The sequence below is a fragment of the Candidatus Thiodiazotropha sp. LNASS1 genome (assembly GCF_964212655.1).
Taxonomy (GTDB): domain Bacteria; phylum Pseudomonadota; class Gammaproteobacteria; order Chromatiales; family Chromatiaceae; genus Thiodiazotropha.
In genome coordinates, this window is record NZ_OZ156465.1 from 2,101,141 (window position 1) to 2,117,459 (window position 16,319).

Sequence of the window (16,319 nt, forward strand, 5' to 3'; positions counted from 1 at the left end):
TCGCCGGGCGGTCCCGATACTACCCATCAAACCTTGAACTGATCGACCATCTTATCCAGCTGGGCGGAGATCCGCGCCACCTCTTCACTCTCCTTGAGTGTACGGCAGGTCCCCTCGGCTGTCTGGTGGGATACTTCGTTGATGGCGATGATGTTCTTGTTGATCTCACTGGCCACGGAGGTCTGCTCCGCGGCGGCAGTGGCGATGACCGAATTCATATCACTGATCGACTCCACCGCGCTTGCGATCTGCGCCAAGGCCTCACCGGCCCGGTCGGAATCGGTGACACTTTGATCAGCCTCCTTCTTGCTCCCGTCCATCACCTTAACCGCCTGGTTGGAGGCAGATACCAACTGCTCAATGATATCCTGAATCTCATGGGTCGCCTCTTGAGTGCGCTGAGCCAGGTTTCGCACCTCATCGGCAACCACCGCAAATCCGCGACCCTGTTCACCGGCCCGTGCCGCCTCGATAGCCGCATTCAGGGCGAGAAGATTGGTCTGTTCCGCTATGGCTGTGATTGACTCGGAGACCTGGCCGATGCTTTGCGTACCCTCAGCAAGCTGACGTACAACTACCGCGGCATCATCCACCCGATTCGCCAGTCGCTTGATGGAATCGGATACCTGGGCGACCACATCACTGCCGTCTCCCGCGTTGGATCTCGCATCAACCGCCGCCTGCTCGGCGCCGGCTGCATTCTTCGCCACCTCTTCCGCGGCGAGGGTGAGCTCACCAATGGCCACGGTCAACTGACTCGTCTCTTTTTCCTGCTCATCGACCCCATCACGGGTCGTTTTGGTGACATGAGCCAGCTGCTCGGCAGAGTTCGCCAGACCATCCATTGTCTGAGCAAGGTCGGTGATTGTGGGTTGAAACCTGTCCAACATGGTATTGACGGCCGTGCCAACCTGGTGAAACTCATCATTGGCTCCAAGGGATACGCGTGGACGCAGATCGGAATCCGCACCGATCTTTTCCACGGTCTTTTTCAATCCATAAAGTGGTTTGATCACCACCTTACGCATAATCGTGTTTATGATGACCAGACCAGCCAGTAAAACCATAAAGTTGATAGCGGCGCTGAACAACAGCTCATTCTCGATCGCCTTGTCCCTTTCAGCCAGAGAGAAGGTCAACCTGCCAGCACCCAGGACTGTCCCTTCCGGTAAGGCATGGCAGGTAAGGCAGTTGGTGCCATTGCGGTCCGCTACCGCGGCAAAAGGCTCAATGATGGTAACAATGCGATCACCCTTGACCTCTTCCACCTGGATGATCTGTTCACCATTCAAGGCCCGTCTGTCCAGGTCATCCAAGGGTTTTTCATGGTCGAATCCATCGCCGAATGTTTTGTTTACGGCCTCTCCGCGCAACATACGCACTTCGAGTACTCCGTCCCGCTTCTCGATTTTCTGCTTCAACATCTCCCTGTTACCCATGGTCCCGGTAAACATCATGGCATTCATACTGTCGAGATAACCGTTCAATACGTCGAAAATCTGATTCTCCGTCAACCTTAGCAATCGATCCTTTTGCTGTTGCGCAGAATAGACGGTGACAACCGACATAATGAGAATGAAGATCAGGGCCATCGGAGTGAGAATTTTCCACTGAACCGAGATGTACTTACTCATGGTCAAACCTATTATCAGATAAAATAAACTGTCTACATGTCTCTATTTCTCGGCAATTCCCAGAAACTCTTGAGTATTTTTAAAAAGGCTACGGATATATGGCGGCGCGGCACCTATTTTAAGGCGTATTTCTATCAAAAACTCTCACAGGCACATGAAAATCAAAGTAAATCAGAAAACTACTCACATCCCTTTGTGACACGGCATACCGCAGTTGTGGGTTTTAAACCATGCCGTCATATACATTGCTAAAGAATCCGGGAAGTCTCCCGACACAGTGTATGTGGATTAAGTAGGGTCATCTGCCGGAGAATCGTATCCCGGTGAGACCGGTAAAACAGTTTTGGAGTTTTCTGATGCGCAAAATCGCTATTGCTTCAATGATAGTGGCAACACTCTTCACCCATGCCGCAGCAGCTGATCAAACCCTGGCCATGCGCTCAGGGTGTATGGGCTGCCACAAGGCCGATGCCAAGCTAGTAGGCCCCGCCTTCAAGGATGTGGCCGCAAAATATGGCGGCGAAGCTGGTGCCGTCGACCGGCTTGCGGCAAAGGTAAAGGCTGGAAGCACCCCTGGTGAAGCTCTGATTTGGGGTACTACCGCCATGCCGCCCAGCCAGGCGAGTCTGGATGATATAAAAGGTGTACTCAATTGGGTGATGGGAATGAAGTAGGCGAGGTGTTTACACGGATTCACTCATCTTGCACATGGTAGTATGCAGTTGAAAATTGTCTTCCTGATACTGGAAGAGCAGTGTCCAAGATATTATTTAGGTTGGATATACAGAAGTGGATCACTGTGTCTGTAAACAGTTGATCCTATAAATTTCTCATTAAGGAGCAGATCAATGTCTAGAAGCACGACACTCTTACTTTCATCAACACTCTGCACCTCCCTGTTGATGGGTTGCAGCGCCGGACCGGCCCCGGTGAGTTTCAAGTCAGAGGTCAAACCATTGGTTGAAAAGTATTGTACCGAGTGTCATCTACCCGGGGGAGCAGGTGCTGAAGCCAGCGGTTTTATCACCGATAGTTATGAAAGCCTGATGAAGGGAACAAAATATGGACCCGTGGTGGTAGCCGGTGACCCACTCTCAAGCTCATTTTATCGCCTTATCGCAGGGAAGGTCGATCCATCGATCCGCATGCCCCACGGCAAGGAGGCGCTTAGTGAGGTGGAGATCGCCACTGTGGAAAACTGGATTACCCAAGGGGCAGGTAACAACTGATCTCTTATAACCCATTGTTCGACACGTAAAAAGCCATGCCAAGCCGCATGGCTTTTTTATTTGCTGCGGCGAAACCCTGCCCGGTCATGCAAACACTCCCCTGCTCACCCCCTTTTTAAGCTGTCATCGAACCGTTATGATGCACCGACCGGAGAGCACTTACCATGAGGATTCCATGAAACAATCACCGTATACTCCACTACCCTGGCTACTGTTTATGACCTTGTTATCCGTCAACGCATGGGCTGACAATGTACAGGTATCGATGAAGACATCAATGGGCGAGATTGAACTGTCACTCAATAAGGAGAAGGCACCAAAGACCATCGAGAATTTCGTACAGTATGCAAAGGATGGTTTCTATGACGGCACAATCTTCCACCGCGTCATCAAGGGCTTCATGATCCAGGGCGGCGGTTTCACCGAAACCATGCAAAAAAAGCAGACCCGCGACCCCGTTGAAAATGAAGCCAAAAACGGTTTGAAAAACAGACGCGGCACGATCGCCATGGCCAGAACTTCCGCGCCGCACTCAGCAACCGCCCAGTTCTTTATCAACCACAAAGACAACGACTTCCTCGATTATCCCGGACACGATGGATGGGGTTATGCCGTGTTCGGTGAAGTCACCAAGGGGATGGAGGTAGTGGACGGCATTGCCCAACAAACCACCGGCGTCACGGGTGGCATGCGAGACGTGCCCAAAACACCCATTATCATCGAGCAGGTTACTATTCTCGAGTAAATCATTTCTCACCCAAGTTACTGCAAACAGGACATTTCATGATCACATTAACTACAAATCTCGGTCCCATCGTCATTGAATTGGACGAAGAGAATGCACCGAAAACCTGTGAGAATTTCAAACAATATGTGCAGGATGGCTTTTTCGACGGTACGATTTTCCACCGTGTAATCGACAACTTCATGATCCAGGGTGGTGGATTCATTCCCGGCATGATCCAGAAGCAGACCGGCGAGCCGATTGAAAACGAGGCCAAAAACGGCCTCTCCAACGAGATCGGCACCATAGCCATGGCACGTACCATGGAGCCCCATTCGGCTACCGCACAGTTCTTCATCAATGTGGCCAATAATAAATTCCTCGATCACCCCGGTCAGGATGGCTGGGGCTATTGTGTTTTCGGCAAGGTAAGCAGCGGCATGGACGTGGTGAATCAGATCAAAGGGGTCGCCACGGCTACCCAGGCCGGACACCAGGATGTGCCGGTAGAGGATATTGTCATCGAGAAGGCTGAAATCACTGAGTGACCCAACAGCTGTTTATCTCGGATCTGCACCTATCCGCCGAACGGTTGGATACGGTGCAGTTATTCATCCGCTTCCTCTCGGAAAGAGCGCCCAGGGCCGACCATCTCTATATCCTCGGCGACCTTTTTGATGCATGGATCGGAGACGACCATGAGGCGCCACCGATAGCCGAGATCAAGCGGGCCATGCATCAACTGAGTCAAGCCGGAACCCGGTTGTGGTTGATGCATGGCAATCGGGATTTTCTCATTGGTGACAGTTTTTGCCGGGAGACAGGGGCCGTACTCATGCAGGACCCAACCCTGGTGGAGCTGAATGGCAAGCCGACGCTGTTGATGCACGGCGATCTGTTGTGCACCGACGATCAGGCCTATATGAAGTTTCGCCGGGAAGTTCGTAACCCTGACTTTATCAACCGTTTCCTCTCCCAATCGATTCAACAACGGTTGGACCTGGCGAAGACCTACCGGGCCCAAAGCGGGGAGGCCAAGTCACTGAAACCGGAATCGATCATGGATGTCAACCAGGACACAGTGGCATCCTACTTCGTTGAATATCAGGCTGATCATTTGATACATGGCCATACCCATAGACCCGCTGACCATGTCATTGAATTGAAGGACAAACGCCATTACCGACATGTTCTGGCAGAGTGGCATCATGATCATGGCGAACTGGTTTGCGTGACCCCTCAAGGATTCCGCAGAGAGACATACAGCTAGCGCAGTTTTATGTCCCCGTCATTCGATGCCCGCCATCGGCTGCCGTTTATACTCCGCAGGCAAACGAAACAGGCTGGAATCAACCCTATGCTGATTGGAGAAATTCAACAGGCGTTGCTGATTGCCCATTCGATCCCATACACGGACGGGAAGTCCCTTCTGCAAAAACAGGGTCGGTGCGAAGACATGGATTGCATCTTCACAGGGGTCGCGATACTCGGCTGGAATGGCATTCAGGCTCAAGTAGTGCTGGTTTGCCAGGAGAGTCAGATAATCCTGATAGACCGTCAAAGCCTCTGTCATCAGGCCCGGCGCGAGGACTACATTACGGCAGATTTCACTATTCACAATCAACTGCCAGTGTTGCGGTTTGCTGTCACCGATCTCCGGCCCGTCAAAGTCGACTAGCTGTTCGATTTTCAATCTCATCTCATGAGGAGTCTGCACACTGCCGGATTGCGGTTGAATCACCAGAATCGACTGCTCTTCCGGGGTAACGCTGTAGATTACGTCCGCTTCCCGGTCATAGAGTATGTATCCGTCAACTCCTTTTTCCTGTTCGATACGCAACATCTTCGGCGTGATCAGCAACCGGTTCGTCACTATATCGCCGTTTGCCTCACGGGCGGCATAGAGCAGAAGCCCGACTTGAATCTCATCCGCTGACGTCCCCTTACCTTGTAACAGCGCTGACATCAGTACCAGCCAGACCAGGAATAGTGTAATCAACCACCTGCGCATAATGCCTCCAGACGTTGCAACTCCTGATTGCTGAAACCGGCCTCCCGTCTCGCTTCATGATGCAGTGGGCATCTGATTTCGCCGTTGAGGAAATTTTCCAGCAGGTCGAAATAGGTCTGTTCAGGTTCCAGCCCCCGTTGCTCACAAAGATAGTGAAACCATCGGCTGCCGAACTGAACATGCCCCACCTCCTCGCGCAGAATGATCTGCAGCACCGCCGCTGTTTCATGATCACCGATGGCTTCGAAACGGCGCATGATCCCGGGTGTCACGTCCAGACCCCTGGCCTCCAGCATGCGCGGCACCAGGGCCATTCTGATCAATGGATCGTGAGCCGTTCTCCGCGCCATCTCCCACAAGCCGTCGTGGCCTGCAAAGTCACCATAATCAGCACCGCCGGCACGGAGCCGCTGACGAAGCAGGCGAAAATGGTAGACCTCTTCCCGTGCTACCCGAATCCAGTCGTCATAGTAGTCACGGGGCATCTCCGGGAAGCGCTGCACCGCATCCCAGGCCAGGTTGATGGCATTGAATTCAATATGGGCAATGGCATGGATCAACGCCAGACGGCCCGCCTCATTTCCCAAGCCGCGTCTCGGTAACTGGCTCGGATGGACCAGTTCCGGTCGAGGTGGACGACCCGCATGAGTGATTGTCTCACTCGGCGTCCAACCCTCTGTGACCAGTTTACCGGACACCCAGGCATCCGACGTCACCTCTGAGAGCTGTAGTTTCTGATCCACCACATCGCATAAAAGACACTGCCTGGCCCGCTGAAAAAGAGACTGCTCTAAACCCATTTCACACCCGTAAACCTATCACCAGATCCATCACATTGGTGCCGGTGGGACCAGTAGAGATGAGATCTCCGCTGACCTCAAGAAAGCGCCCCGAATCGGCATTCGCAAGTGCACGTTCAGGCGTCTCTCCATGCAGTGCAGCCCGTGCCACCGTTCCACCATCCACCACTGCCCCGGCATCCTCGGTCGGACCGTCGCTGCCATCGGTACCTGCCGCCAGCAGATAACAATCCTGGGCACCGGCCAATTCCCGGGCCGCAGCCAGGGCAAGATGCTGATTTCTGCCTCCCTGCCCAGGATTCGGCGGCAGGGCGACCGTCGTTTCCCCTCCCCATATAACAATCCCAGGCGGCCCCTGCAACAGCTCTTGCGCCAAAGACTTACCCCGGGCGGCGGCATCCCCACTGAGAAAACCATCCCGCAGTGAAACCCTGTAGCCCAGGCCGGAGGCATATTCGGCAGCCGCCTCCACGGCCAACTGCAGATTGGCGATGATCTCCAGCCTGGGTTGCGATGCGCTCATTATGATCCGCGGCCTCTCCCACCGCTGCAGTCTATCCTGCAGCCAGGATGGCAGGGATAGCGCCGCCAGACGCCCCGCCAGACCCTCATCCGGGGTGAGCAATCCCGAGCCGATTGTGGCCGGATCATCGCCCGGCACATCTGAAATAGCCAATCCCACCACCTCGGTCTGCTCCAGGTAGGCGAGCAGCCCCCCTCCTTTTATGCGCGAAAGAGCCTTGCGTACCGTATTCATCTGCAGGATATCGAGACCGCTACCCAGCAACCAGTCATTAACCCGTGCCAGGTCTTCCAGGCTCACCCCATCGATTGTCAACTCCACCAGACTCGAGGCGCCACCCGAGATCAGAAACAGCAGAGGCAGTTCAGATCCGTTCGAAATGAAATCCAACAGTTTCCGACCGGCCTGCAGACTGCTTTCATCCGGTATGGGATGCGCTGATTGATGGGTAAAACAACCGTGTTGCCGGCACCAAGCCGGGTCGATATGCCCTTGTTTGGAGATGATCAATGACTGATCGATCCTGTCATTCAACTCATCATAGGCGCCGTAGAGCATCGATTGGGCCGCCTTGCCGATGGCGATCACCCTCAGTGGTCCCGGAAATGGGTTTTGCTTCAACCATTTCGATACCGATGCCCGGCCTTCCACCCGTTTCAATGCAGCCTGATAGATCGCTATCAATGACCTGCGATAATGTGCTCTCTGTTGCAGTGATGACATTTACAAGCCCCTCGAGAGTGGCGGAAAATGGAAGGATTTATGGCGAGGTCCACTTGGCTGGGGTACACTGTCACACCTGAAATCGCGGGCCCACAATGGCTGATTTTTGCAAGTAATTGATTCAAATAGCGGAAAAGATCGAAAACTGTTGTTGGATCGACACGCATCTTTTTTTTCGCAAACTGAGCATCAACACTGCAATCCATCCCATTGACCTCGCCGCATTCAGTGACTGATAACAAGATTCTATATCGCCGGGAGCAGAGCGTTGGGAAGCATACAGTTACGTCGAAACTTCAGCCGTAATATCCTGATACGGATGATACTCCTCTCCGCTGTGATCGCAGCACTCATCGTATGGAAATACGAATTCATCAACGATGTCTATTTCCGCAATCAACTCACCAGCACCGGGTTGATCATCAACGGCACCATCATCGGGCTGTTCGCCATCGGTATCCTGCGCATGATCACAATCTTCCTCCATTATGTGGCGGAAGAGAACGCCCTGATCCGATTCCTGCGCAACCTGCGCGAAGGCGAGCAGGACCCGCTGAAGCGGATCCATAAAAAGGCCATCATAGCCAACCGCTACCGGACCATGCTGGGATTGCACAAGGCAAACTGCCCGATCAACCATGGATCCCTGGCATCCACCCTGGTGGCAAATGAGAGTACCCGTAACAGCCTGCCCAGGTTCATCAACAACATTCTTATTCTGACCGGTGTCTTCGGTACTATCGTCTCTCTGTCGATAGCCTTGATCGGCGCCTCCGATCAGCTCGCCACCTCGATCAATGTAAGCGGTATGGGCCTGGTGGTCCACGGCATGTCCACGGCGCTCTCAACCACCATTACCGCGATCATATGTTTCATCTTCTTCGGTTATTTTCATCTCAAACTGGGTGATGTCCAAACCAACCTGATCAGTGCGGTTGAACAGGTCACCGTGAATGAGCTGATTCCACGATTTCAGGTCCAAACCGACAGTGCACTGTATGAATTCACCGGCCTGGTGCGCTCCCTTCAGGAGCTGGTCAACCAAATGGAACAGTCCCAGCAGACATTTGAAACCGTTGAACAACGAATCCTGGAAACCCTTCAAGGCTACGAAGAGAAGAGTGATGCGCTGCATAACGACATGGCGGAGATAAAACACGTACTGAAGCGTGGTTTCCGCCTGCATGAGGATGATTGATCCAGATGGAAAATAACTTCATCGATCTCCGTCTCAATCAGCAAGGCAATCAGGGGGATGACAGCTTCTGGCCCTCTTTCACGGACATCATGACCGTTATCGTGATGATTTTCCTGCTGGCGATGGTGATCCTGTTGTTACGCAACATGGAACTGCTCAGCCAACTCAGGATGTCCATCGCTTCGGAGCAGGAAGCATTGGAACTTGTGCGCACCACGGACGAACAGAACGAAACCCTGGAAGAGCGGTTGATAGCCCGTGAGCATGAAATCACCATGTTACGCATGCAGCTGATGCGGATGACCGAACGCTCTGAAGAGCAAGAGGCGGCGATCTCAAGCCAGCGCTTCCAGATAACCAACCTCAGTCGTGAAAGGGATGAACTCGATAACAAGACCAAGGCGCTGACACAAGAGCGTGAGCTGTTAACCACCCAGGTGACACGGTTGAACCAGGAGACCAGCCGGCTGCAGAACCAGATCAGTGAATCCAACCGCAATATCGAACGTCTCCAGCTCGACCTGGAACAGGCCACCGCCCGCCAGGAAAGTACACAACAGGATCTGGAACAGATACGCATAACACTGCGGGAGAAAGACCAGGAGCTACTGGCCGCCCTGACACGCACCCAGGAAACGGATGAGCAGTTGATCGACCTCAAACAGGACTATTCACAGCTCAAGATTCAATACAATAAGTTGTTACGACCGGCCCGTACCGCAAAAGGCAAAACGGTGGTCGAGGTACGCTATACCAAATCCGGTAAATATTTTCGCATCGATTACAAAGGGCCTGAAGACAGAAAATTTTCGTCGATATCCCGCAAGCAACTGGAACAAAACCTCAGTCGTTTGAAACGGCAGGAAGACAATCTCTACGTCAAGGTCATCATCCCCAAGAACAGCGGTCTTTCGTACAACGAAGCCTGGTCGTTTACCAACCATATGCATCAAAACTACGACTACTACTACCAGGAAGAAGCGGAGAAGGAGCGGATTGTCGAGTAACACTGGATGATATCGACTCTCATCTGTGACAATTGACCCCACCTCATGATCGCTACAAGACCGGCCAAGACTCGACTGATGCAGATTTGACTGAAAGGAATTTAATCATACACACAGAGTCAAACCGATGTAGACACCCCAATGCCATGGCTAGATGATTTACATCATGACCAAACGCTACAGACTCATGCCCCTTGGCATCCTCGGCATTATCCTGATAACGGGGTGCGCCTCTCATGTCCCTAAGGTTATCGGCACGCCGCCGGCGGGAGATATCCGCGTGGACGAGGTGCAACAGCATAACCAGCAGTTTACGAATGCGAAGATCCGTTGGGGTGGCGACATCATCTCGGTCGAGAACCTGGCGCAGGAGACCCGGATCGAAATCCTCTCACGTCCGCTCGATGATGAGGGCAAACCCAAAGACGACAGCCGCAGCATCGGCCGTTTCATTGCACGCATCGAGGGATACCTGGAACCGGAGGAGTATCCGAAGAACCGGGAGATCACTATCACCGGCAGTATTGTTGAAGTTGTGCAAAAACCTGTCGGCGACTACCCATATCCCTACCCTGTTGTCGAGGTAGAGGCCTATTACCTGTGGCCGGAAGAGAGGGTCTACAATCATCCCTACTATTACGACCCCTTCTACGATCCGTTTTATTATCCCTATTGGCGTAGATACCCCTACTACTACTGGTGATAGACCCGATGCGCTGGTTTTTCATCTTGATCACAGCGACCATACTGCATGCCTGCAGCAGCAAACCGGCCATTCCTGTTGCCGACCGAAGCATCACCCCACTGAAGGCCGCTTCTTCTCAACCTTCAGACAGCAGCAACCTCCTGCAATGGGGTGGTGTCATTATCGAAACCAGGAACTTGCGTGAGACCACGGAGATTCAGATTCTGGCCTATCCACTCGATGAAGACGGCCACCCCGATACGGACGCCAACTCCATCGGTCGCTTCATTGCGCAACAGCCCGGCTATCTCGAAACGGTTGAGTATGCCGTTGGCCGGTTGGTAACGGCTACCGGTAAGTTGTCGGAAGTCCGCCAGGGCCAGGTCGCTGACAGCCGTTACCCATTCCCGATATTAGAATGCGATGAGATCACACTCTGGCCCGAGCATAAATCCAGGCCAAAGCCTCGCATACGCTTTGGTTTCGGTGCCAGTTCCGGTGGGGGAGGCTTTGGCAGTATCGGTATCAGCTTTTAGGATGCCCGATAAAACCAATTGATCGGCAGGAGATCCCTTTAAAAATCACATCTTTTTGGCGACCTGGTTACGCAGATAGACCGGCAGCGCAAGCTCCGGCGCCACGGCCAACCCGGCAAGGTAATCCTCAGCCGCCAGCGATGCGATATCACGGGCACTGCAGTGGATCTCGGCTTTGAAACCCAATAAATGAGCCTCCAGGCGCTGTTCCAACTGTTCACTATAGGCGCCCCACCCGGAACCTACGCCATACCACTCGCCGCCGTCTGGCATCTCAACCTGTTGCGCGGATCCCACCTGCTCCGGTATAGCGGGTACCACCAGCTCCTTTTCAGCAACCCGGTAACCGGCCCAATAGAGTTCTCCCATCCTGGCGTCGAAGGCAGCGAGCAGATTTCGTTCCCCCTTCTCCCGGTAGGCCCGTTGCGCCAACGCCGCCAGGGTCGAAACGCCGACCACCGGCAAGTCCGCCGCAAAGGCGATCCCCTGAATCACGCCCGTCGCAATCCGAACACCGGTAAATGAACCGGGACCGCGGCCGAAAGCGACTGCATCCAGGGAGGTGGGCGACAGACCGGCTTCCCGCAGTAGATCATCAACCATATCGAGGATCAGCTCACTGTGACCCCGGGGCATGATTTTGTAGCGGATTGACACTTCACCGCTGAGATATAGGGCCGCCGAACAGGCTTCGGCAGCCGTTTCTATCGCAATCAATTTCATCTTTTCTGAAAACTCTTACACCTCAATGCAAATATCTGACTTTTCGTAGGAGTATTATTCCCAATCAGTCACTAATATATTCATAATACATTGTTTTTAAAGAAGTTAATGTACAATTAGACAGGTGTCGAATTAGTTTACACTAACATATTAAACAAATAGCAGATATTCATATCATATTGAATTTATTAGGTAATATATTTTTGGCACGGAATCTGTATTAATAAAGGCAGCAACAGTTGTATTTAAGGATTAATTTGAGGATCCGTCATGAACATTAAGCAGACTCTACTCAAGACAAGTGCAATCATAGCTCTGTGTGCCTTCAGCACCACATCGAGCGCCACCGTCATGAGTATCGGTGACATGGTTTCCTTCAGCTTCAGCAGCAACGACTCAGTCAATGATTATTTCACAGGTACAGATGAACTGGGAAATAATATCAGGACAGTGGTCAGAGACGTGCAGACGGTCTCGATGGATCGGTTCGACGGCTCACTCGGACAGTTGCTGGACGTGGATATCTGGTTTGAAACGGATTGGGATCTCGGTTCCGTGGTCCGTTCCTATGACAGTCGCTTCAGAGGCGTCGCCTCAGGTGCCGGCCGCTCTGTCAGCAACCAAGCGATTCGCCTGATTGATCCGAACCGGGAAGTGGAAAGGAACCATGAGGTCACAAGGAACAGCTGCCAAGATCTACTCAGCTGTGCAGATAGCAGTGAGGAAAGCGGTACGTTCAACGATGCATTCGATCTGACAAGTTTCAGCTTAAGCGATTTTGTCGGACCTGACCCCCTGGATTTCAGGCTTGTTCGGACCTTGATTGCGGATTTGACCCGTTGTGGCCCATATGACAACTGCCTCCAACGCACCAAATTCAATTCCTGGAGCGGCAACATCTTTGTCAGCTATACCTATGATGACGCACCGGGACCAATAGATGAGGAAGTGGAAGTGAATGTACCCGAGCCTTCAACCCTGGTACTGCTGGGAATGGGACTGCTAGGTATTGGCGCCACACGCCTTGGCAGAAAAAGAAACAGCTAACAGAGTTTTCTTTCCTCTCGATCATGACGCCCGCTCGATGCGGGCGTTTTTTTATTCCACAGTTTTTTCACCCGCGATTTCTTGTTTATGAAACCGCTCCTGAAAGCCCTGCAGAAGATCCCACAGAACAGGAATGATAAACAGTGTCAGTGCGGTAGCCGTGGCAAGACCGGTGACAAAAGTGGATGCCATGGTTCCCCAGATCAGCGAGTAACTGGGAAACCCTATTGCCATCGGCAACAATCCCAGGGATGTCGTCAACGTAGTCAGCAGAATCGGGCGCAAACGGATATGGACTCCCTCGATAATCGCCGCACGACGGGATAGCCCCTTGCGATACCGTTTGTTGATGAAGTCGATCAGTACCAGGGCGTCATTGACCACAACCCCGGCTACGCCGATCACAGCAATGAAACTGTTCACCGTGAAGAGTGATTGAGTCACCAACTTTCCGAATACGACTCCAATCAACGCAAAAACGACAGCGGACAAAATAATCAGAGGCTGCAGATAGGATTGAAACTGCGTTGCCAAGATCACATACATCACCAGCACCGCAATGATGAAGGCATATGCCAGAGACTCGAATGATCGCTGGGTATCCTCATGCTCACCGCCAAAGGTTACTGTCGCACCCGGATAACGATTACGAATCGTCTCGAAGCGATCCCTCACCAGGTTGACAATCGCGGGAGTCGATGTGGGCGCACCTTCTCGAATATCCGCCTTCAGACTGATTGCCCGTTGACCCTGATAGCGCTTGATCTCACCGGGTTCATTATATGCCTCCACTCGCACCAGGTCCGCCAGATAGACAGGGTGTTCAGCATCCTCCACTACGGGAATATAGAGTGCATTCTCAGGATCCTGTAACGCATCAGAATCGATCCGGAGTTTCAGGTCCACCTCTTCATCAATATGTCGGTACTTACCCAGATAACGACCGTCGAGCACGCTCGCCGCAAGTCTTGCTACCTGACTGTTGTCCAAACCGAACTCAGCCACTCTCTCCTGTTCGACCCACAGACGGAATACACGTTTATGAACCCCGCGATCATCATCAAGACCAATCAAATGTGGGCCGATATCCGACGATTCGAGCATATAGGTCAATAACTCTCCGGCCAGGCCTGAGACCGCCTCCACATTCGCTCCCACTACCCGCACATTGATATCCTTGCCGCTTGGAGGACCGTCATTTTGCGGATGGACATGAAGTGTATAACCATCCGTCTCATGGATCGGCTTCAACTTCTCCCGCATACGATCCAGGTGGGCAAGTGGATCGTCAAAGCTCTGTTCGGAAGCACTGGGCATGGTTACCATCACCGAACCATGATTATTGCCATACACGGGTTCATAGTCCTCGTTGAAATAGAGACCGGCCAGTCCCGCGGCGGCGCTCGCCATCCCCGGTCCATCCTCCATGACAGTCTCCGCAATACGCTTGACGCGCTCATCCACCTCTTCAATCGCAATATTGCTGGGCCCTACGATATCGACGTAGTAGAGCTTGTAGTCGTCAGGAAAAAATTGAATTTTAATCAACGGCACCTTACCACTCGCGGAAAGTGCAAGGATCATTACCGATACGGCAAACAGCAAAGAAACAACCAGTACGGACAAAAGGCGAAACCGCAGTGTCAGTGACAACAGCCAGTCGGTAAACCGTCGCACAACCCGCATCAAGCTATTGTCCCGCTCCAGCAAATCAACGGCACTCTGCTGACGCGGCCCGAAATCCAGGTAGTGAATAGGCAGAATCAGAAGGCACTCCACCAGGGAGGCGATAATGGCGAAGCTCACTGCCTTCGGCACCAGTGCAAAAAACTGCCCTGTGGAACCCGACATGATCAACATCGGCAAAAACGCGGCCACGGTGGTCATGGTGGCCGAGATCACCGGCAGCGCCACCTCAGCCGTTCCGTTGATTATCGCCTCACGAAGAGGCTTACCCTCCTGCACGTGACGATAGATATTCTCTGTCACGACAATGGCGTCATCCACCACGATACCGGTCACCAGCACGAAGGAGAACAGGGTGATCTCATTCAGACTGTTACCGGTAAGATACATGATCAGCATGGTGATCATGAACGAGAACGGGATACCGATAGTCACCAGGCCGGCATTCCGAACACCCATGAAATACCAGATGATCAGTGATACCAGGATAATACCGACCAACATGTTCATGCCCAGTGTGGTCAAGCCATCCTTGATATAGATGGTCGAATCCTGAGTCAGCACCACATCCACACCCTGAACCTCCAACGGAGGACGGAACTCATCGATCAATGCAACCACCTGATCGCGAATCTCCATCGCGTTCCCTTGATCTGACTTGATCACCTTCAATCCCAATGCGGGTTTTCCATTCACAGATGCAATCACAATCGGATCGCGATAACCCATACCCATACGGGAGACCAGATCCTGGATACGAACAAGACTGCCATCCGCATCTCTGCGAACCACGGTCGATTGCACCTGATCAAGGGAATGAAATCGTTCATCCAGTTTTATCAGGTATTCGCCACTGTCGTTGGTGTACTTCCCAGCCGGGATACTGAGATTGGCCGCATGTAATGCCGACGCCACCTGATCGAACCCGATACCGACCTCACGCAGTTTCTGTGGATTGAGATAGATATGAAACTCTTGCGTCTGTTTGCCGGAGAAATCGACCTGCTGCACATGGGGAATCTTCAGCAAGCGAGTCTTTATCTCCTCGCCCATCAATGCCAATGCGCGATTGCTGTGATCACCCACAAGGTTGATGGTTATAACCGGCAACCAATCCTGCACCTTGGCATTCAGCAGCGACGGAGGATCAACACCCTGCGGCAACTCACTGACGATATTGAGCACTTCGAATCTGACTTCGTTATAGAGTGCGTCGTAATCGGAATCGTCTACGAATTTAAGGCGAATATTTGAGCGCCCATTGAAAGATGTGGAACTGATCCACTCCACATCATCGACCTTTTCCAAGGCATCCTCGATTTTCCTTGTCACCAGACTCTCAACTTCCACGGAAGAGGCGCCCGGATAGACAGTGGAGATGATGACCTCGCCAAACCCGAAATTCGGATAACGTTCTGCGGGAAGTGCGAACAGAGAGATGAAGCCGACAACGATCAACACTACAAACATCAGATTGTAGAAAACACGCTGTTTAAGTGAAAAAGCGACAACCTGGCGCATGGATCATTACTCTTAGTTAAGCTAAGTACTGATCCTTCCTGCTAAATGCCGGACCAGCCATATGCGTCTATTTCTTACCGCTGGCACGCCGAAACAGACTAGCCATATCTCTTCGCCATTAGTCTATATCAGCCTGTAGCGGCATGACGGATCACTCACCGCGTATTGAGTGACCCATGGCCAATTATCCGATCAATATCGACCATGCGGAACACTATATTATCAACCGGCAAATCAACATGATTAAACTTGTGGCGGATAATGACAAAAAC

The 16,319-nt window shown here is 52.4% G+C and carries 16 protein-coding genes; 10 read left to right on the forward strand and 6 right to left on the reverse strand.

All coding sequences use genetic code 11. The features are described from left to right. Positions 1-26: 26 nt before the first annotated feature. The gene (locus tag AB8516_RS09185; RefSeq protein WP_369160036.1) at positions 27-1,634 is read right to left on the reverse strand and encodes a methyl-accepting chemotaxis protein; all 1,608 of its coding nucleotides are present in this window, start codon (positions 1,632-1,634) and stop codon (positions 27-29) included. Positions 1,635-1,990: 356 nt separating this feature from the next. On the opposite strand from AB8516_RS09185, the gene AB8516_RS09190 reads away from it, so the two are divergent. The 5 genes from AB8516_RS09190 to AB8516_RS09210 all read left to right on the forward strand — a co-directional run bounded on the left by AB8516_RS09190 (position 1,991) and on the right by AB8516_RS09210 (position 4,857). Further along, the gene (locus AB8516_RS09190) at positions 1,991-2,308 is read left to right on the forward strand and encodes a c-type cytochrome (protein WP_369160038.1); all 318 of its coding nucleotides are present in this window, start codon (positions 1,991-1,993) and stop codon (positions 2,306-2,308) included. Between the two features lie 174 nt (positions 2,309-2,482). Beyond that, positions 2,483-2,863 (forward strand): cytochrome c, encoded by a 381-nt coding sequence (locus tag AB8516_RS09195; RefSeq protein ID WP_369160040.1) that lies wholly within the window; start codon positions 2,483-2,485, stop codon positions 2,861-2,863. A gap of 217 nt (positions 2,864-3,080) precedes the next feature. Continuing rightward, positions 3,081-3,608, forward strand: a complete 528-nt coding sequence (locus tag AB8516_RS09200; RefSeq protein WP_369163254.1) for a peptidylprolyl isomerase — start codon at positions 3,081-3,083, stop codon at positions 3,606-3,608. Positions 3,609-3,646: 38 nt separating this feature from the next. Beyond that, positions 3,647-4,135 (forward strand): peptidylprolyl isomerase, encoded by a 489-nt coding sequence (locus tag AB8516_RS09205; RefSeq protein WP_108289187.1) that lies wholly within the window; start codon positions 3,647-3,649, stop codon positions 4,133-4,135. Then, positions 4,132-4,857, forward strand: a complete 726-nt coding sequence (locus AB8516_RS09210; protein ID WP_369160043.1) for a UDP-2,3-diacylglucosamine diphosphatase — start codon at positions 4,132-4,134, stop codon at positions 4,855-4,857. The genes AB8516_RS09205 and AB8516_RS09210 overlap by 4 nt, the downstream gene beginning before the upstream one ends. A gap of 18 nt (positions 4,858-4,875) precedes the next feature. Here the strand turns inward: AB8516_RS09210 and AB8516_RS09215 are convergent, their stop codons facing one another. The 3 genes from AB8516_RS09215 to AB8516_RS09225 are packed head-to-tail and all read right to left on the reverse strand — an operon-like array spanning position 4,876 to position 7,644. Further along, positions 4,876-5,598, reverse strand: coding sequence for a hypothetical protein (locus AB8516_RS09215; protein WP_369160045.1), 723 nt, complete (start codon positions 5,596-5,598; stop codon positions 4,876-4,878). Further along, the gene (locus AB8516_RS09220; protein ID WP_369160047.1) at positions 5,583-6,398 is read right to left on the reverse strand and encodes a ferritin-like domain-containing protein; all 816 of its coding nucleotides are present in this window, start codon (positions 6,396-6,398) and stop codon (positions 5,583-5,585) included. The genes AB8516_RS09215 and AB8516_RS09220 overlap by 16 nt, the downstream gene beginning before the upstream one ends. Before the next feature lies 1 nt (position 6,399). After that, complete coding sequence (locus tag AB8516_RS09225) at positions 6,400-7,644, reverse strand: glycerate kinase (protein ID WP_369160049.1); 1,245 nt, start codon at positions 7,642-7,644, stop codon at positions 6,400-6,402. A gap of 268 nt (positions 7,645-7,912) precedes the next feature. Between AB8516_RS09225 and AB8516_RS09230 the strand changes: the two genes are divergently transcribed. The 4 genes from AB8516_RS09230 to AB8516_RS09245 all read left to right on the forward strand — a co-directional run bounded on the left by AB8516_RS09230 (position 7,913) and on the right by AB8516_RS09245 (position 11,070). Further along, entirely contained in the window at positions 7,913-8,842 is a 930-nt protein-coding gene (locus AB8516_RS09230; RefSeq protein WP_369160051.1) for a hypothetical protein, read from the forward strand. Between the two features lie 5 nt (positions 8,843-8,847). Further along, positions 8,848-9,849, forward strand: coding sequence for a hypothetical protein (locus tag AB8516_RS09235; protein ID WP_369160053.1), 1,002 nt, complete (start codon positions 8,848-8,850; stop codon positions 9,847-9,849). A gap of 166 nt (positions 9,850-10,015) precedes the next feature. Further along, complete coding sequence (locus AB8516_RS09240) at positions 10,016-10,552, forward strand: Slp family lipoprotein (RefSeq protein ID WP_369160055.1); 537 nt, start codon at positions 10,016-10,018, stop codon at positions 10,550-10,552. Between the two features lie 8 nt (positions 10,553-10,560). Beyond that, positions 10,561-11,070: a Slp family lipoprotein gene (locus AB8516_RS09245; RefSeq protein ID WP_108289181.1), complete on the forward strand. Its 510-nt coding sequence runs from the start codon at positions 10,561-10,563 to the stop codon at positions 11,068-11,070. Between the two features lie 45 nt (positions 11,071-11,115). Here the strand turns inward: AB8516_RS09245 and tsaB are convergent, their stop codons facing one another. Continuing rightward, positions 11,116-11,793, reverse strand: coding sequence for a tRNA (adenosine(37)-N6)-threonylcarbamoyltransferase complex dimerization subunit type 1 TsaB (gene tsaB, locus AB8516_RS09250; RefSeq protein ID WP_369160058.1), 678 nt, complete (start codon positions 11,791-11,793; stop codon positions 11,116-11,118). A gap of 270 nt (positions 11,794-12,063) precedes the next feature. Between tsaB and AB8516_RS09255 the strand changes: the two genes are divergently transcribed. Next, positions 12,064-12,840, forward strand: coding sequence for a PEP-CTERM sorting domain-containing protein (locus AB8516_RS09255; protein WP_369160060.1), 777 nt, complete (start codon positions 12,064-12,066; stop codon positions 12,838-12,840). A gap of 51 nt (positions 12,841-12,891) precedes the next feature. Here AB8516_RS09255 and AB8516_RS09260 read toward each other — a convergent pair whose 3' ends face one another. Then, positions 12,892-16,047 (reverse strand): efflux RND transporter permease subunit, encoded by a 3,156-nt coding sequence (locus AB8516_RS09260; protein ID WP_369160062.1) that lies wholly within the window; start codon positions 16,045-16,047, stop codon positions 12,892-12,894. Positions 16,048-16,319 lie beyond the last annotated feature (272 nt).